General features: G+C 39.6%; 16 protein-coding genes. 9 read left to right on the top strand and 7 right to left on the bottom strand.

Features of this window, described 5'->3' with window-relative positions; all coding sequences use genetic code 11:
* Nucleotides 1–7: 7 nt before the first annotated feature.
* The 5 genes from jag to rpmH all read right to left on the bottom strand — a co-directional run bounded on the left by jag (nucleotide 8) and on the right by rpmH (nucleotide 2,486).
* Nucleotides 8–805 (bottom strand): RNA-binding cell elongation regulator Jag/EloR, encoded by a 798-nt coding sequence (gene jag / locus HMPREF0874_RS04395; protein ID WP_008601884.1) that lies wholly within the window; start codon nucleotides 803–805, stop codon nucleotides 8–10.
* Between the two features lie 9 nt (nucleotides 806–814).
* Nucleotides 815–1,480, bottom strand: a complete 666-nt coding sequence (locus tag HMPREF0874_RS04390) for a YidC/Oxa1 family membrane protein insertase (protein ID WP_004692948.1) — start codon at nucleotides 1,478–1,480, stop codon at nucleotides 815–817.
* Nucleotides 1,481–1,642: 162 nt separating this feature from the next.
* Nucleotides 1,643–1,864: a membrane protein insertion efficiency factor YidD gene (gene yidD, locus HMPREF0874_RS09915; protein WP_012865047.1), complete on the bottom strand. Its 222-nt coding sequence runs from the start codon at nucleotides 1,862–1,864 to the stop codon at nucleotides 1,643–1,645.
* A 48-nt stretch (nucleotides 1,865–1,912) separates the two neighbouring features.
* A complete protein-coding gene (rnpA, locus tag HMPREF0874_RS04385) occupies nucleotides 1,913–2,272 on the bottom strand; it encodes a ribonuclease P protein component (protein ID WP_008601880.1) in 360 nt (119 codons plus the stop codon).
* 79 nt (nucleotides 2,273–2,351) lie between these two features.
* Nucleotides 2,352–2,486: a 50S ribosomal protein L34 gene (gene rpmH, locus HMPREF0874_RS04380; RefSeq protein ID WP_004692946.1), complete on the bottom strand. Its 135-nt coding sequence runs from the start codon at nucleotides 2,484–2,486 to the stop codon at nucleotides 2,352–2,354.
* Nucleotides 2,487–3,540: 1,054 nt separating this feature from the next.
* On the opposite strand from rpmH, the gene dnaA reads away from it, so the two are divergent.
* From dnaA to HMPREF0874_RS04335, 9 genes are all read left to right on the top strand, one after another.
* Nucleotides 3,541–5,115, top strand: coding sequence for a chromosomal replication initiator protein DnaA (gene dnaA, locus HMPREF0874_RS04375; RefSeq protein WP_039965169.1), 1,575 nt, complete (start codon nucleotides 3,541–3,543; stop codon nucleotides 5,113–5,115).
* Nucleotides 5,116–5,441: 326 nt separating this feature from the next.
* Nucleotides 5,442–6,554, top strand: a complete 1,113-nt coding sequence (gene dnaN / locus HMPREF0874_RS04370; RefSeq protein ID WP_008601868.1) for a DNA polymerase III subunit beta — start codon at nucleotides 5,442–5,444, stop codon at nucleotides 6,552–6,554.
* Between the two features lie 157 nt (nucleotides 6,555–6,711).
* On the top strand, nucleotides 6,712–6,945 hold the full coding sequence (locus HMPREF0874_RS04365; RefSeq protein ID WP_004692943.1) for an RNA-binding S4 domain-containing protein: 234 nt from the start codon (nucleotides 6,712–6,714) through the stop codon (nucleotides 6,943–6,945).
* A gap of 3 nt (nucleotides 6,946–6,948) precedes the next feature.
* Nucleotides 6,949–8,049 (top strand): DNA replication/repair protein RecF, encoded by a 1,101-nt coding sequence (gene recF / locus HMPREF0874_RS04360; RefSeq protein WP_008601866.1) that lies wholly within the window; start codon nucleotides 6,949–6,951, stop codon nucleotides 8,047–8,049.
* Nucleotides 8,036–8,938: a DUF721 domain-containing protein gene (locus HMPREF0874_RS04355; protein WP_008601864.1), complete on the top strand. Its 903-nt coding sequence runs from the start codon at nucleotides 8,036–8,038 to the stop codon at nucleotides 8,936–8,938. The genes recF and HMPREF0874_RS04355 overlap by 14 nt, the downstream gene beginning before the upstream one ends.
* A gap of 13 nt (nucleotides 8,939–8,951) precedes the next feature.
* Complete coding sequence (locus tag HMPREF0874_RS04350; RefSeq protein WP_004692940.1) at nucleotides 8,952–9,200, top strand: DUF370 domain-containing protein; 249 nt, start codon at nucleotides 8,952–8,954, stop codon at nucleotides 9,198–9,200.
* 77 nt (nucleotides 9,201–9,277) lie between these two features.
* The gene (gene gyrB, locus HMPREF0874_RS04345) at nucleotides 9,278–11,179 is read left to right on the top strand and encodes a DNA topoisomerase (ATP-hydrolyzing) subunit B (protein WP_039965168.1); all 1,902 of its coding nucleotides are present in this window, start codon (nucleotides 9,278–9,280) and stop codon (nucleotides 11,177–11,179) included.
* A gap of 10 nt (nucleotides 11,180–11,189) precedes the next feature.
* Entirely contained in the window at nucleotides 11,190–12,671 is a 1,482-nt protein-coding gene (locus HMPREF0874_RS04340; protein WP_008601859.1) for an amino acid permease, read from the top strand.
* A gap of 203 nt (nucleotides 12,672–12,874) precedes the next feature.
* A complete protein-coding gene (locus tag HMPREF0874_RS04335; RefSeq protein WP_004692937.1) occupies nucleotides 12,875–13,192 on the top strand; it encodes a YbjQ family protein in 318 nt (105 codons plus the stop codon).
* A 209-nt stretch (nucleotides 13,193–13,401) separates the two neighbouring features.
* On the opposite strand, the gene HMPREF0874_RS04330 is transcribed toward HMPREF0874_RS04335, so the two are convergent.
* A complete protein-coding gene (locus HMPREF0874_RS04330; protein ID WP_008601851.1) occupies nucleotides 13,402–16,464 on the bottom strand; it encodes an efflux RND transporter permease subunit in 3,063 nt (1,020 codons plus the stop codon).
* On the bottom strand, nucleotides 16,461–17,525 hold the full coding sequence (locus HMPREF0874_RS04325; protein ID WP_008601850.1) for an efflux RND transporter periplasmic adaptor subunit: 1,065 nt from the start codon (nucleotides 17,523–17,525) through the stop codon (nucleotides 16,461–16,463). The genes HMPREF0874_RS04330 and HMPREF0874_RS04325 overlap by 4 nt, the downstream gene beginning before the upstream one ends.
* Between the last annotated feature and the right edge of the window lie 77 nt (nucleotides 17,526–17,602).

Here is a 17,602-nt window from a genome sequence, read left to right as displayed (position 1 = left end):
CTATATTTTATTTTTTGTACGAAATCACAACATGACGGAATGGTTCATCCCCTTCACTGTTGGTAACAACGTTTTTATCCCCTTGAAGGGCAGTATGAATGATTTTACGTTCAAAAGCATTCATCGGTTCTAAGGAAACCTTTTGACGGTTACGTTTCACCTTAGAAGCCAAACGTTTCGCGAGATTTACCAATGTTTCTTCTCGGCGAGAACGATAGTTTTCCACATCTACAACGATATGGCAGTGGCCAGATACATCCTTGTGAGCCACGAGATTTGTTAAGTATTGAATAGCATCCAATGTTTGACCATGTTTGCCGATCAAAATACCTAAATCTTCGCCGTGTACTTGGAATGTAATCTTGTCTTTGGTCATCATCTTTTCGATAACCACAGTGAGGCCCATTTGTGTAAACATATCATCGAGGAATTGTTTACCTTTTTCAGCAATTTCTTGTTGATCTTCTTTTGAAAGTTCCTTTTTAGAAGGTTTTTCCGTTACAGTACTTTCAGAAGTTTCAACTGCTGTATCTTGTACTTCTATTTCGCTTGTTGCCACTGGTTCGGAAGCAATAGCTACAGATTGTTCTTCTGCATTAGCTACTTCTTTTGCAGTAGCAGATTGAGCCAAAGTGGTGAAGAATAAGCGAACAACTGCTGGTTTACGACCAATGCCTAAAAATCCACTAGAAGGTTGTTCTAAGACTTTAGTTTCTACCAATTCTTGACCTTCAGCGGCTAATTGAGCTACACCTTTAGCAATGGCATCTTCAATGGTTTTAGCAGATACATCGATAAATTCCATAATTGCCTCCTACTTAGCGTTCAAATTTTTGTAAATGAAATGCTGTTGAATCAATTGGAATACGTTAGAAACTACCCAGTAGATAACGAGACCAGATGGGAAGCTCAAAGAAATGTAACCAATGAATAAAGGCATAAAGATTGTCATAATCTTTTGTTGTTGCGCAGCTGCACCAGTCGCACCATTACTAGTTTGACGAGACATAACCCATGTGGATAATGCACTCAAAATAGGTAAGATATACATTGGATCTGGATCGCCAAGGCTAGGCAACCACAAGAATTGTACAAAGTTTGGATCGTATGGGTAATCTTTCAAAGCCCAGTAAATCGCGATCAAGAATGGCATTTGTACCAACAATGGCAAGCAACCAGCCAATGGGTTAACGCCCATTTCTTTGTACAATGCACCCATTTCCGCTTGCAGTTTTGCAGGATCGTTTTTGTATTTATCTTGCAATTGTTTCATGCGAGGCTGCAATTCTTGCATAGCCTTCATGGATTTGATTTGCTTAACAGTAAGTGGTGCCAAAATCGCTTTAATAACGATTGTTAAAAGGATAATAGCCACACCGTAGCTTGGATAACCTATCATTTGAGTCAATTGGAACGCATAGGTTACCAATGTGCTCATTAAATCAACGATAGGTTGGAAAATACCACTTAAAAAGTCCATTGTTTCTCCTTTTTCATACAGTCCGAAATCGTCCTTTGCGCATCTATATATCGTTATGGTATGGTCTAAATTTCATCCATACAGATGCTCAGGTATTTCCAAAACTGTGCTTGATGGTGAAAGTTACTTTCACAGAACGCATCCAGCCTAATCCCACGTGGGTTAGGGAACTGGATCGTAGCCACCCTTATGGAAAGGATGACAGCGAAGAATGCGTTTTAAACCCATCCAGCTACCTTTCAAAGGACCATATTTTTCGATGGCCTGCAGAGTATATGTGGAACATGTCGGATAATAACGGCAACATCCAGGTTTTAAGGGAGATATGGCGAGCTGATAAAACCTAATTAAAAGTCGTAAAAGCATGGTTATACAGCGTTTCATGGAAACCTCCATATACACAAAAAGGACCAAAGCCTCTAACTTGTGGTCCTATTTATCATTTTGTATCAATAATTTGCTTTTTCGCAAGAGATACAAAATCTCCTTTTCCGCTTTTTCATAGGTAGCGTTTTTCAGAGGGCCACGTCCAACAATTACGATATGATACCCTTCGCGAATGGAGTGCTGATTGAGGCGATATACCTCTTTCATCAGGCGTCTAGCTCGGTTGCGCTCCACTGCACAACCAACCTTTTTGCCTGTTACAAAACCAATGCGCGTAGGTTGCTTTGCCACGGGCATACGATACAGTACACACATACGGCCTACTTCGTATTTTCCGTGCTTATACACAAGGCGATATTCATTATTGTGCGTCAGTCGTCTTGCTTTATCAAGGCAATAATCCATATGCATTGTCCTTAAGTCCTAAGAATAGAAAAACTTGGCAGCAGCGCCAAGTTTTTTCTCCTGCCTAACAGCTATTATATTATGCAGATAAGCGTTTTCTGCCTTTTGCACGTCTTCTTTTCAAAACGAGACGGCCACCAATAGTTTTCATGCGTTCACGGAAACCATGGGTACGTTTTCTCCAAAGAGTATTTGGTTGGTAAGTACGTTTCATTAGTAAAACACCTCCTCGTCATTCTGTATTGTTTTACTTATACCATAACAGGGTAATTATAGAGGTAAAACGTAAATTTGTCAATATAATAAAGGGGTTCTGCTGTGAGTTCTTGTATTTCTGAAAATAATTCTACTACACATTTTATCCTGTAATTGATGTTACGTTTCCAGGGGAGGAATATAGGGCTCCTTCATCGCTCCATACTCATCGTAAAGTCGCTCAAAAGGACCCTATATTCCCTCCCTAAGGCAACCCTAATGTCACCTTCAACACCACTACACGATGTAAACGTAACATCAATTTATCAACATACAAGAACTCACAATTCAAATTTTTTCATACTTTGGCAAATTTATGTTTTTATCTCCAGTTGAAGGGGGGGATGAATAGATGTAGTTTTCTCCCTCCATACTGATCGTTTCGGTCAAAAATCCACATCTATTCCTGCTCCTAACACTCCCTTTTAGAAAAATCACTAGTTTGTCATTTTTATCTATCATTTATTTTTGATTATCTGAAGGTTAATGCTGTTATGTTCATCAATTACTTTTCCATCTATGTGTATAATAATCATAAAAATTATCTTATTGGAGGAGGGGAATGAAAACTACTTTTTGAGCGACTTGCGTTAGAATGGAGCGATAAAAGTAGTTTTCATTCCTCCCCCAAAAGTAATTGATGAACAAATGATAAGATAATTATTGAATTATTAACATATTTCCTTCAGATAACCAAAAGTTATCCACAGAATAAATGACAAACTAGTGATTTTTTGGTACAATCATACTTGAAATTAGGAAAAATTATATATTTTTATAGGTTTTTGATGGATAACTTTCGAAGTTATCCACATTTTTTCTCTTTTAGTTTATAAAAACTAAAAAGTCAGTAATTATCTATATAAAATAGACTTTTATTTTTACTTATTCACAGGTTATACACAAGTTATTCACAGGAATAATAGTTTTTTCCACAGCTTTTACAATGGTTATGCACATTATTCCTAAAGTTATACACATTTATTGCAATAGTTATTCACAAGAGGCACGTCATGCAATCATTTGATTTAAATAATATATGGGAGCATATATTGCAAGAGGCGAAAAAGAATATGCAGCATTTACCTGACGCATTGTATTTGCGCGTCACGTCATCGTTGATTCCCATGTCTCTAGAAAGTCATTCGATCCATATTGGGGTCATGCAAACATTTGTAAAAAACTTAATCGACCAGCAGCCGCAGATTAGCAAGGCTTTACAAGATGCGATTACCACGGTCATCGGTTCCCATCGAGATATGGTGTTATTCGATTTCAATCAAGAGAGTGTAGATACTACCTTTGTTGATGAAAGTCTCATCGATACGCCAGTTGTAGCACCGCCGATGCCTTTACCACCTATAGTAGAGGAAAAGGCTCATCAAGAGGAATTTTACACTCCAGTCTATCAAGATCCTGTCTATATCGACCGCGCACCAGCGCCTGTGGAGATTCCAGACGAACCAATGGTAGCGACACCAAAGAAATCTACAGAAACAATGCCAACATTACAGTCTGATAATGTACCTGTAGATTTATCGTTATCTAATCTCAATCCGGCGTACCGTTTTGATAACTACGTAACGGGTAATGCCAACCGTATACCATTTGGGGCTGCACAAAATGTAGCTGAATTTCCTGGTGGAGACTATAATCCGCTCTTTATATACGGTCCATCTGGCCTCGGCAAAACACACTTGATGCACGCCATCGGCAATGCTATCAAAGAAAATCATCCACATATGAAGGTCATGTCCATTACGAGCGAAAACTTTATGAATATTTTCGTCGAAACATTGCAGCGCAATCAAGGTAAATTATTCCGCAACACGTTCCGCAATATCGATGTGCTCATGATTGACGATATTCAGTTCCTTGAAAGCCGTGAAAGTACGAAAACTGAGCTGTTTAATACGTTCAATGAATTATTAAATAACAACAAGCAAATCGTACTTACCTCTGATACGATGCCAAACGATATGGAACAGTTCGAAGATCGTCTTCGCTCTCGTTTCCAAGCTGGTTACATTGCCACAATGGAAAATCCAGATTTAGAAACGCGCATTGCCATCTTCAGATCACTGCTCGAACGAGAATATAAAAAGAATCGCATTATTCGCATCGATAATGATTCAATTAACTACGTAGCATTGCAATTTAGCGAAAACGTCCGCGTATTGCAAGGTGCTTTCACCAAGCTCATCGGTACAGCATCCATCGATCAACGTCTCGAATCTATCGACCTAGAATACACAAAACACGCCTTGGCGGGCCTCGTTCATACCGAAGAGGTGAATATGGTTAATATTGAAAGCATCCAGAATTTTGTAAGTTCTTATTTCAATATTAAAAAGCAAGACCTACTCGGCAAGAAACGAAAAGCCCAATTCGCATTTCCACGGCAAATCGCCATGTATCTATGCCGCGATATGATCAATGAAAGCTATCCTCAAATCGCAGCAGCTTTTTCTCGTGACCATACGACAATTCTCCATGCGTACGATAAAATAACGAAGGAAATTGAAAAAAACGAAGAAACTAAACGAATGGTTGCAGAAATTAAACAGAAATTAACAACCTGTGGATAACTCTGTGGATATATGGTGAATAACTTTGTGGATATCCTAAAACTCGTACTTTGATGTTAATATGTGGATAAGTAGTTACAAACTATCAACATAGTTATACACAACTTATAATTCACACTGTTAGTGGCTTCAAATCACTTTTGCACATATAAACAGACCCCTACTATTACTACTACTAAAACTAACAAACAATCAAAAAACCAGTAGAAATAGATCTACCGCAGAATATCTATAGAGCATCTACGATAGTAAACATACAATATTACAAACAAAACAAGTAATTATTAGTGCTTTTACAATATATAAAAATCATAAAGGAGTAACATATGCATATTACATTCCCTAAAGCAAATCTCCAAAAAGCAATTAACGTATTGCAAAAGGTATCTCAAAATAAAACAAGTTCCAACTTACCAGGCGCTATTTACATGACTACAAAAAATGGTCAAGTAGAATTGCAAGGTAATGACTTTGAACTCGGTATTCGTTTAACCATCGATGGAGACATTAAAGAACCTGGTACTTTAGTGGTAGGTTCCCGATATTTCCAAGAATTAATTCGCAAATTACCTGGCGATACTATTGAACTTTACAAACCAGAAGACGGAAATTCTTTAACCATCACATCTGGATCTTCCGAATTTAATCTTGTTACATTACACCCAGATGATTTCTCCTTGGTGGAACAAATTCACGACCAAGATCATGTAAACATCGATAACTTTGCTATGAAAGAACTCATCGATTTAACAAATTATGCAGCTGCTACTGATGAAGACCGACCTATATTTACCGGTGCTCTTCTTGAAATCAAAGAAAACGAAGTGACTATGGTTGCTACCGATACACACCGTATGGCTGTTAAAAAAATTACCATTGATGAACCAGCAACGACTCCAATGCGCGCTATCATTCCTACAAAAACGTTGGCTGAAGTATCTCGTTTATTACCAACAGATAATCCAGCTATGATCAATATCATTTGGAATCGTACACAAATCGTATTCAATTTTGAATCTATTTATATTATTTCTCGCTTGATTGAAGGTACATACCCTGAATATGAAAAGGTAATTCCTTCTCAATTCGATTCTAGCGCTGTAATCGATCGCCGCGAATTTGCTGGTGCCGTTGATCGCGTATCCTTGTTGGCTAAAGACATCAGCTATAATGTAATTCGTTATGATTGGTCTGAAAATAATGTAACATTGTCTACTCAAAATACTGAAATCGGTATGGCAAAAGAAGACGTATCTGTTGAATTTAAAGGCACACCTTTCACAATCTCCTTCAATGGTCGCTACATTTCTGACATCTTGCGTCACAGCACAGGAGACAATATTCACTTGTTCTTAAAACAAAATGGTCCTGTTGTCATTCGACAAGACAATAATCCGAACTATACATACGTAGTAACACCAGTTCGCACAAATGCTTAAAGTAGGGTGTGAGCTAACAGAGGAGCGGTAGCGACGATGGGAGACACACATCACTTTGGTCGGAGCGTGCAATTTTTCGAAGAAAAATGCCCAGCGAGCGACCTGGACTCAGTATGATATATATGCTTATGTTAATTGTCTACTTTAGGAGAACGTTATGAAAGAGCAACAGCAGGTACCCATTCATACGGAGTATATTCAAATTGATCAGTTGTTGAAGTTAGAAGGCATCATTGAAACAGGTGGTCAAATTAAATCTTTCATCGATGAAGGCATCCTTACCTTGAATGGTCAGGTCGTAACAGAAAAACGCAAGAAATGCCGCGTTGGTGATGTGATTTCTTGTGAAGGTCTCGATGTAGACCTCGTGATTACACAAGAGGAGGCATAATCGGTGAGAATTGACTCACTGCAGTTATTTCAGTTTCGTAATTATAAGGATGTACAGATACAGTTTAATCCTGAGATTATTGTTCTATATGGAACTAATGGGGCTGGTAAGACGAATATCCTCGAATCGATTTATGTTGGTACCATTGGTAAAAGCCATCGTACGAATGATACGTCAGATATGCTCATGTTCAATGTTGAAGAAGCAGGCATAGTTGTAAAATTCGAGAAAAAAGATACGCCTCAAAAGGTAAATATTAAATTATTCCGTCAAGGCCCTAAGGATATTCGATTAAACGATACAAAAATATCTCAAAAAGAACTGATTGGTACATTAAATACAGTTATCTTCTGTCCTGAAGATTTACAGCTCATCAAGGGAACTCCTTCGGGACGTAGGCGATTCCTCGATATGGAAATATCTCAGACCAGCGCTACATATTATCATCAATTGATGCAGTATAATCGGCTGTTACAGCAACGTAATGCAGTCCTAAAAGAATATAGAGGAAAGAATACTATTCCTCTTGAAGAATGGGATTTGCAGCTAGCAGATATGGCGAGCTTTATTGTAAAGAAACGATTAGAAAGCTTAAAAAAAATCAATTTGCTCATCGATTTGATGAATCGTAAATTGACAGGTGGCCTTGAGAATTTAACCATCGGTTATGAACAGCCGTATATGGACAATGGTTCATTGGAATATACAAAGGAAGGCTTTTACGAACGCATCAAAGCAGCGTTGCCGCAGGATCGTCATCGTTTAAGCACTAGTGTGGGTCCTCATCGCGATGATTTACGATTCTTTTCCGATGCGATGGATTTAAAGAAATTTGGATCGCAAGGGCAGCAACGAACCGCTGTATTGTCCTTAAAGTTGAGTGAGCTTGAATTTATCAAGTCAGAGGTAGGAGAATATCCAGTTCTTCTCTTGGATGATGTATTGAGCGAACTTGATGAGTCGAGACGAACGAATTTATTGCAGTTTATTCATAAACGAATTCAAACATTTATTACCACTACAGATATTCACGATTTTAAAGATTTGAAATCCGTTCAATTTATTTCTTGTGAAGGGGGACAAGTTCAGTATGGACAGCCTTGATCTTTGTTTACCAAAGGCCTTAGCAGAACTGAATTTACTGGAACAATATAAATTAAATACTCTCGTTCACAAGTGGCGTGATTTAGTAGGTGATGTCATCGCGGATCATACAAAAATTGTGTCCATCAAGCCTCCAAATATGGTTATTAGTGCAGATAATTCCATGTGGATGCAGGAATTACAGATGCAAAAACGTCGTATCATCGAGGCTATCAACAAGTATTATCGCCAAGAGGTAATCACCGATATTCGCTTCATCATGAAACGTCAGAGCTATGTGAAAGTAGAAACTAATACGTCTCTTACGATTCATGATGAACAAATTATTACAAAACGTATTAACTTTGCAGATATCGTGCTTTCAAAAGAAGACGTAGACGCCATCGATACATCGTTGAAACAAACGGATAACGAAGCATTAAAAGCTGCTTTCCGGAAAGTACAAATTACGGCTCGAAAGAGAGAAATTTATTTAGAGCAGCATGGATACCATCGTTGTAAACGATGTGGCATGCATATGAAATCTAAAAAGGAAATCTGTCCAACCTGTGAATATGAATTGCATCGGGCTCATATTAAGGAAATTAAAGCTGTTATTCGAAAGTATCCGTACTTTAAATACAGCGACTGCCAGCAATTTATACAGTGTAGTTTTCCAGACTTTGCAGAAGCGATGCGAGAATCCATATACTTTTACCTAGATAAGATTTATAAAGGATCTATCAATCGCCGTCATATGTTTATGGTGGCCATGCTTATCACCCACAAAAAGCCTGATGAGTTGACGGATCAGCACGTTATTAATTTGTGTAATAAATATCGATCAAAGTTCCTTGCTGAAGAGGAACAGCGCAAAATCGATGCCCTTAATGGGACATTAGAAAAGTAGAGGGGGCATTCTTATGTATGTTCATATTGGAGATACCATTTCCGTGCCCATAGAATCCATTATTACGATGGTGCATGCCAAGGGCGGAAAGTCCCATAAAAGTCCTATTCATCACTATGAAACGCTAGAATATATCGCCATGGTGCCAGAGGAGCAAATCAAGACCTATGTGGTCACAGATGATTGTGTGTATGGATCTGGTATCAGTATTAAGACTTTAATGAGACGGATTGATGAGTTTTATAGTATAATAAAGAGATAAAGTTTAATCCTGTACATGTTTTGTTACTTTATTTCAATCAAGTGCAGTATGATAGATTGTTAGGAGGAGTTTGTTTCATGCCTGAACAAAATTATGGCGCTCAGAATATTCAGGTTCTTGAGGGTCTAGACGCGGTGCGTAAACGCCCAGGGATGTATATTGGTAGTACGTCTGCTCGTGGTTTGCATCACCTCGTATACGAAGTTGTAGATAACTCTGTGGACGAAGCGCTTGCTGGTTATGCTACACATATCGAAGTATCCATCAATCCAGATAACAGTGTTACCGTTGTCGATGATGGTCGTGGTATCCCAACAGGGATGCATGAATCTGGTATGTCTGCGGTAGAGCTAGTATTAATGAAATTGCATGCCGGTGGTAAATTTGGTGGTGGCGGCTACAAGGTATCTGGTGGTCTTCACGGCGTAGGTATTTCCGTAGTTAATGCATTGAGTGAATGGACTAAGGTTCAAGTATCTCAAAATGGTATTGTTCAAGAAATTTCCTTTGCTCGTGGTCATAAAACTTCCGAGTTGCACGAAATTGGCAAGGCCGAAGGCACTGGTACTACAGTTATTTTCAAGCCAGATGCAGAAATCTTTGAAACTACCGTATTTAGCTTTGATACATTGAAAATGCGTTTACAAGAATTGGCATTCCTTAACAAAGGCCTTCGCATTACATTGAGCGATTTGCGTTTAGAGGAACCTCGTGTTGAAAGCTTCCACTATGAAGGTGGTTTGGTTTCTTTCATTACCTTCTTGAACGAAAATAAAGAAGCAATTAACCCAACTGTTATTAACATTGAAAATACAAAAGACGATGTTGTGGTAGATGTAGCATTGCAATATAACGATAGCTATAGTGAAAACTTGTTGTCCTTCGTAAATAACATCAATACGATTGACGGTGGTACACATCTATCTGGTTTCCGTGCTGCCTTGACTCGTACCCTCAATGATTATGGCCGTAAATCTGGTTTGATCAAGGAAAGTGAGTCTAATCTTTCCGGTGAAGACGTACGTGAAGGTTTGACAGCTGTCGTATCTGTAAAAGTGTTGGAACCTCAATTTGAGGGCCAAACAAAAACTAAACTTGGCAATAGTGAAGTAAAAGGTATTACAGATGTTATCGTTACAGAAGGTCTTAAAACATTCTTCGAAGAACATCCTCAAGATGCGAAGAAAATCATCGAAAAAGCAACGATGGCAAGCCGTGCTCGTGAGGCCGCTCGTAAAGCCCGCGATTTAACGCGCCGTAAAAATGCGTTGGAAGTATCCAGTCTTCCTGGTAAATTGGCGGATTGCTCCGAAAAAGATACATCTATGACTGAAATTTATCTTGTGGAAGGTGATTCTGCAGGTGGTTCTGCAAAACAAGGTCGCGATCGTCGTTACCAAGCGATTTTGCCATTGCGTGGTAAAATCCTCAACGTAGAAAAAGCACGTCTAGATAAGATTTTGGCTAATAACGAAATTCGCTCCATGATTACCGCTTTTGGTACAGGTATTGGCGATGAATTCGATATTACAAAATCCCGTTATAACAAGATTATCATCATGACAGATGCGGACGTTGACGGCGCTCATATCCGTACATTGTTATTAACATTCTTCTACCGCTATATGAAACCATTGGTAGAGGAAGGCCATATCTATATTGCTCAACCACCTTTGTATCAAATCAAGAAAGGTAAATCTCACTGGTATGTATACTCTGATGCAGAGTTGACTGCTAAACTTGATGAAGTAGGCCGTGATGGTACTACAATCCAACGTTACAAAGGTTTAGGTGAAATGAACCCTGAACAATTATGGGAAACTACAATGAACCCTGATAATCGTACGATTTTACAAGTTAGCTTAGAAGATTCTATCGAAGCTGACAAAATCTTTACGGTTCTCATGGGTGATAAGGTAGAGCCTCGTCGTAAATTTATTGAAGATAACGCGAAATACGTGCGTAATCTAGATTTGTAAGAGGTGACCCATGTCTGAAAATCATAATAGTAACGTAGAGTTTACGTCTAACAAAGATCAACACCTAAAACGGTCCCTAAAAGCTCGTCATATGAATATGATTGCTTTAGGTGGTGCTATCGGTACAGGTTTATTCGTTGCTGGTGGTGAAGTGGTAAGTACAGCTGGCCCTGGTGGTGCTCTTGTAGCTTACGGCCTCATTGGTATCATGGTTTATTTCCTCATGACATCTCTTGGGGAAATGGCTACATACTTGCCAATTCCTGGTTCCTTCGGGACTTATGCAAAACGCTATGTAGATCCTGCCTTTGGTTTTGCCTTAGGTTGGAATTACTGGTTTAACTGGGCTATTACCTTGGCTGCTGAAGTATTAGCAGGGGCGCTTATCATGAAATATTGGTTCCCTGATGTACCTGCCATCGTATGGTCTGCTCTGTTCTTGTTCATTTTATTCGGCTTGAACTATTTATCTACTCGTTCCTTTGGTGAAAGCGAATATGTGTTCTCTAGCATCAAAGTTATTACAGTATTCGTATTTCTATTCTGTGGCTTCATGCTTATCTTTGGTATCGGTGGTACATCTCCAGGATTTGCAAACTGGACTGTAGGAGAGGCTCCATTTGTAGGTGGCTGGGAATCTATTCTCGCTATCTTTATGGTAGCAGGATTCTCCTTCCAAGGTACTGAGCTAATCGGTGTAGCCGCTGGTGAAGCGGAAGACCCTGAAAAGAATGTGCCAAAAGCGATTAATACAATTTTCTGGCGTATTCTATTATTCTATATCGGTGCTTTCACGGTTATTGGTTTCTTGATTCCGTATACAGATCCAAATCTGTTGAACTCTAGTGTAGAGAACGTATCTATTTCTCCATTTACACTCGTATTTGATCGCTTTGGTTTTGCCTTTGCTGCTAGCTTTATCAATGCTATCATCTTAACGGCTGTATTGAGTGCTGGTAACTCTGGTCTATACTCTTCTACGCGCATGTTGTACGCACTGGCTAAAGAAGGTCAAGCACCTCAAATTTTTGCTAAGTTAAATAAACGTGGCGTTCCAGTGCCTGCGTTAATCTTAACGACAGCAATCGGTTTATTTGCGTTCCTAACAAGCTTTATCGGCGAAGGTACAGCCTATACATGGATTGTTAATATCTCTGGTTTATGTGGTTTCATCGCATGGGTTGGTATCGCCGTGTCTCACTATCGTTTCCGCCGTGCTTTCATCGCACAAGGCAGAGATCTTAGTGAATTGCCATACAAAGCGTGGTTATTCCCAGTTGGCCCAATTTTGGCGTTCATTCTTTGCGTCATTATCATCTGTGGTCAAAACTACTCCGCTTTCACAGGTGATACCATCGACTGGTACGGCGTATCCGTTGCCTACATTGGCTTACCAATCTTCTTCGCAGTGTACCTTGGTTACAAATACATCAACAAAACTAAAGTTGTGCCGTTGAAAGAAGTTAACTTAGACCGCGATTTTGATAGATAAAAATATAAAATTAGACCTGTTCATTATGAAAGTAGTGAACAGGTCTTTTTTTGATGTATAATATGTAAATTTTTGATATATAGTATGTAATTTTTGGAGATACAATATGTAATTGTTTTATGTGAAAGCTATATTTGTTTTTATCTAAAAGTCTTGTTATAATAAATTAAAATATATTGTAATCAATTAGAAAGGATACAATTATGATTATTACTACAACTATGCATATTGAAAACAAACCTGTACAAGAGTACAAAGGTATTGTATTTGGTGAAGTCGTAGAAGGCCGTAACTTTGTGAAAGATTTCATGTCTGGCATTCGCGATATCGTTGGTGGTCGTAGTGGAAGCTATGAAGATTCTTTGATGAATGCGCGCAAAGCAGCTCTCGACGAAATGTCTCAACGAGCTTCTAAATTGGGTGCTAATGCTATTATTGGTGTATCCTTCCAATACAGCACAGTAGGTGCACAAAATGGCATGCTTATGATTACATGCAATGGTACAGCCGTTGTAGTTTAATAAATAATAGACTAAGTCAGATATAATTATTAATATAATCCTAAGGGAAATAAGTAAGTCGTAATGTATTATTGTGACTAAAAAAGCAGCAGGGGAAAGCCCTGCTGTTTTTTATATGATATTTATTAAAAAACCCCCTATAAAAGTTTCTAATACTTTTTATAGGGGGTTTTTGTATTGTGTTTTACCTTATCTTGCCTTATGGTATCCTATTTTACCTTATACCAGCTTGCATACATGACAGGTAATACGATGAGTGTTAGAACCGTCGCCACTAGTAAGCCGCCGCTGAAGGCGATGGCCAATGGGCTCCAGAAGACAGATCCCATGAGCGGAATCATGCCTAAAATCGCTGCGATAGCGGTAAGCATGATAGGTCGGAAACGAAGTGTAGCGGAGTTGATAATCGCTTCACGAGGTTCTTGTCCTTCTGCCTTGTGAATTTCGATTTGGTCTAACAAGATAATGGAGTTACGGATGATCATACCCGAGAGGGCGATAATCCCTAGAATAGCCATAAAGCCTAATGGCGTTCTCGTAATATTGAGTGCTAATACAACACCGATTAGTCCCAATGGAGCAGTGAGTAGAGCCATTATCATGAGGGCGATACGCTTTAATTGGAACATGAGGATTGTCATGATTACAAAGAGCATAATTGGCATTGGTGTTAATAGCTTTTGAACGGCTGTTTCACTCTTTTCAGCGGCGCCGTCTAGGTCAATAGAATAGCCTGTAGGCAAGGAATCGCGAATGTCTTGTAAGGATTTGTAAACCTCTTTCGTTTTCGCATTACCCAATACACCTGCTTTTACATTGGCATGCACACTAATGGTTGGCATCATATTGCGATGCCAGATAATACCATCCTCTTGTGTCATGGTAATGGTTGCAATTTGGCTAAGTGGTACATAGGAGCCATTTCCTGTTTGAATTGGCAAGGATGAAAGAGCACTTAAGTTATGTTGCTCATTGTCACCTAAACGGAAGGTAATAGGAATGGTTTGGTTCCCTTCATAGTATTCACCAGATTTAGTACCAGACAATAGACTTTGCAAGTGCAAGGATACAGCATAGCTATCGATGCCGAGTAAACGTGCCTTGTTTGGATCGATGTGAATATTGGCTACAGGTTCTGTATCTGGCCAGTCAAAGGCGATATTTTGTAAGTCTTTATCGTCTTGCATTTTAGCTTTTACTTGATTTGCAATTTCTTTTACCACCTTTTGATCAGGGCCAGTAACGCGAAGCATGACTGGAAATTTGGATGGTGGACCGATTTGTAAGAATTGCGTATTTACAAGGGCCGATGGGAATTGCTCGTTTAAATACGGAGTCAATTCAGCATAGAGTTTATCGCGATCCTCTAAGGATTTTGTAACAATTACATATTGCAAGAAGTTGTTCCGTTGCAATTCCGGTTCCAAGGTGAGGACGAAACGTGGAGAACCTTGTCCAATGTAGGAGGTGAAGGTTGCAATGCGCTCGTCGTCTTTCAAATGTTCATCGATGAGTTTTGCTTGGTTAGCAGTATATTCGATAGATGAGCTTTGAGGAAATTGCATGGATATAATGATTTCATTACGCGTTGATGATGGGAAAAATTCCTGTTTGATCAATGGTAGTGAAAGCAAGGATAAAACGAAAGCTCCTAATGTGGCCAGTAGGACTATCTTGTGATGTCCTAGAGCCCAATGTAATAGTTTTTCAAACTTATCATAGAAGGTCACATTGAGCTTGTGCATGATACGGTCTCGTTTAGTCCATTCCGATTCCGGCTTGGGAGCCTTGTTTTCGATGATTTTATAACCCAATACAGGGCTGACGAGAACAGAGGCAAACCAAGATAGAATAAGTGCCATAAATACAACGATGGATAGGGATTTTGTAAACTCTGCTACCATACCTTGTGCCAATGCTAATGGTAAGAAGCCTGCACAGGTAATGAGCGTACCCGATAGCATTGGAAATGCTGTAGATTGGTAAGCAAAGGTAGCCGATTTAAAGTGACCCCACCCTTCTTCGAGCTTAACACTCATCATTTCTACAACGATGATGGCATCGTCTACGAGGAGGCCTAAAGCTAGGATTAAGGCACCTAAGCTAACCTTATGTAGATAGATGCCGCTTTCATACATCAAGATGAACGTCGTAGATACAACGACTGGAATGGTGAGGGCTACAACGATACCGGTTCGTAAGCCGAGAGATGCAAAGCTTACGAGCAATACGATGGCGATAGCTTCAAATAAGGATTGAGAGAAATCGCCGATGGATTCTTTAACGATATGGGGTTGATTCGATACTTGATTGAGTTCGAGACCGGCAGGAATTGTTTTCTGTAATTCTCCGAGTTTTTTGTCGATGGCTTCGCCGAATTCGATATTATTGCCCCCTGCATCCATGGAGATAGCGATGCCAATGGCTGGCTTACCTTTGTAATAGAACTGTGGATCGCTAGGGTCTTGGTAGGTCATGGTTACATCGGCCATGTCACCGAGGCGCAAGGTTTGGTTATTGATGCGGATCGGCATATCTCGCACCGCTTGAGGACTATCGAATAGGCCGTTGACGCGGAGATATACATTGTTTGTATCCGTTGTAATCACACCAGCTGGAACCATCATACTTTGCTGTTTAAGCGCTGTTAACAGCTGTTGTGTACTGACTTTATAGGATGCGAGTTTATCCTTGTTTATGGTTACATTGAGGGTTTGCTGTTGAACTCCAATAAGGCTGATTTTCTTAACATTAGGCACAGATAAAAGCTGACGTTTTAAGTCTTCTGCTTGTTGACGCTTTTCTTCATAAGAAAATTCATCACCACTAATGGCATAGATAATGCCATATACATCGTCAAACCTGTCGTTGATGGTCGGTCCTTGAACGCCTGCAGGCAATGATTTCCATTCGTCGTTGATCATATTCCGCGCTTCTTCCCAAGCGGGACGAATCTTATCGGATGGCAAATCCTCTCTTAGATTGATATAAATAACGGATTTGCTGCCATCTGTGAAAGATTTTGTATAATCTACACCAGGAAGGTCGCGTAGTTTTTCTTCGAGTTTATCCGTTACCTGATTCGACATTTCTTGTGGAGAAGCCCCCGGCCAAGCAACACCGACCACCATGGTGCGCATCGTAAAATCAGGATCTTCCATGCGTCCCATATGGGTAAATGAGAAAATACCGAAGGTGAGGAGCACAGCCATGAAGTAGTAGATAATGGACTTGTGTTTAAGAGCCCATTCGGCTAAGTTAAATTGTTTCATTGACTAACTGCCGTCCCTTCTTGTAATTGTTGGGTGCCTGCGGTGATGACAATGTCGCCCTTAGCTAAACCAGATGTGACGATGACGGAGTTCTTACCGAATTCACCAGTCTTGATAGGCACGAGATGAGCCTTCTTATCGCGGATGATATAGACCGCATTATTACCGTTAGAGTCTTTCACAAGAGCTGTCAATGGGATAGAAATATTGGTACTATCTGTGGTAGATAGATTAGCATTGACTGTCATGCCTAGTTGTACCTCTTTAGGCGCATTTTGTAAGGTAATTTTTACGGTATACGTTCTGGCTACAGGGTCAGGAACTGGTGAAATTTCACGTATTACACCTTGCACGGTTACATTAGGTAGAGCCCAGAAGGTAATAGTAGCAGGGCTTCCTACATGAATTTTACTCAATTCTTGTTCAGGAAGGGCAATGACTGCTTCTGGGTCGTGACCGGCCGCTAAGGTACCAACGCTTTGACCGGCTGCTACGACTTGTCCTGCTTCAATATTTAAAGCTGTAATAATACCTGTATCAGGAGCCGTTAAATTAGTATAGCTATTTTGATTGCTGCTCAAATTAAGGCTTGCCTGTGCTTGTTGTAATTGAGCAGATGTGGCATTCAATTGGTTTTCAGCCTGGTCTAATTGCAATTTACTAATCGCTTGTTGTGCATAGAGTTCGCGGTATCGTTTAGCATTGGTTTCTGCCAATTCGTAGGCCGATTGAGCAGCTTTTACAGCACCTTCAGCATTTTGCAACTGAGCTGATGTATCTGAACCATTGATTTGAGCAATGACTTGGCCTGCTTGCACTACATCACCAACATTTACAAATTTATTGATGACACGCCCTCCAATTTGAAAGGCTAAATTTGTTTCTGTTTTATTATGAATGGTGCCTGCATAGCCAGCATCAGTAGTTCCAGACTCTTCACCTATAGTGATGGTGCGCACCTTGAGACTTGTATCTTCAGGGGGCTTTTCTGATCCACAACCACTTATGATGGCGGTCCCTATTAATAGGGCGCCTATGGTTGCTATGATTCGTTGATTCATAGAATCTCTCCTTTTATTACCACATATAAGTCCTATGAAATACACTATATAAAGTGATCATAGGACTTTATATTTTA

This window comes from Veillonella sp. 6_1_27, from assembly GCF_000163735.1.
Lineage (GTDB): Bacteria > Bacillota > Negativicutes > Veillonellales > Veillonellaceae > Veillonella > Veillonella parvula_A.
The sequence above is the reverse complement of the archived record's forward strand: the minus strand, read 5'-3'. Positions and strand labels throughout refer to the sequence as shown.

Bases quoted from the DNA above. Each gene is read 5' to 3' on its own strand.
- jag (WP_008601884.1), bottom strand. From the start codon at position 805: ATGGAATTTATCGATGTATCTGCTAAAACCATTGAAGATGCCATTGCT.
- HMPREF0874_RS04390 (WP_004692948.1), bottom strand. From the start codon at position 1,480: ATGGACTTTTTAAGTGGTATTTTCCAACCTATCGTTGATTTAATGAGC.
- yidD (WP_012865047.1), bottom strand. From the start codon at position 1,864: ATGAAACGCTGTATAACCATGCTTTTACGACTTTTAATTAGGTTTTAT.
- rnpA (WP_008601880.1), bottom strand. From the start codon at position 2,272: ATGGATTATTGCCTTGATAAAGCAAGACGACTGACGCACAATAATGAA.
- rpmH (WP_004692946.1), bottom strand. From the start codon at position 2,486: ATGAAACGTACTTACCAACCAAATACTCTTTGGAGAAAACGTACCCAT.
- dnaA (WP_039965169.1), top strand. From the start codon at position 3,541: ATGCAATCATTTGATTTAAATAATATATGGGAGCATATATTGCAAGAG.
- dnaN (WP_008601868.1), top strand. From the start codon at position 5,442: ATGCATATTACATTCCCTAAAGCAAATCTCCAAAAAGCAATTAACGTA.
- HMPREF0874_RS04365 (WP_004692943.1), top strand. From the start codon at position 6,712: ATGAAAGAGCAACAGCAGGTACCCATTCATACGGAGTATATTCAAATT.
- HMPREF0874_RS04355 (WP_008601864.1), top strand. From the start codon at position 8,036: ATGGACAGCCTTGATCTTTGTTTACCAAAGGCCTTAGCAGAACTGAAT.
- HMPREF0874_RS04350 (WP_004692940.1), top strand. From the start codon at position 8,952: ATGTATGTTCATATTGGAGATACCATTTCCGTGCCCATAGAATCCATT.
- gyrB (WP_039965168.1), top strand. From the start codon at position 9,278: ATGCCTGAACAAAATTATGGCGCTCAGAATATTCAGGTTCTTGAGGGT.
- HMPREF0874_RS04340 (WP_008601859.1), top strand. From the start codon at position 11,190: ATGTCTGAAAATCATAATAGTAACGTAGAGTTTACGTCTAACAAAGAT.
- HMPREF0874_RS04335 (WP_004692937.1), top strand. From the start codon at position 12,875: ATGATTATTACTACAACTATGCATATTGAAAACAAACCTGTACAAGAG.
- HMPREF0874_RS04330 (WP_008601851.1), bottom strand. From the start codon at position 16,464: ATGAAACAATTTAACTTAGCCGAATGGGCTCTTAAACACAAGTCCATT.
- HMPREF0874_RS04325 (WP_008601850.1), bottom strand. From the start codon at position 17,525: ATGAATCAACGAATCATAGCAACCATAGGCGCCCTATTAATAGGGACC.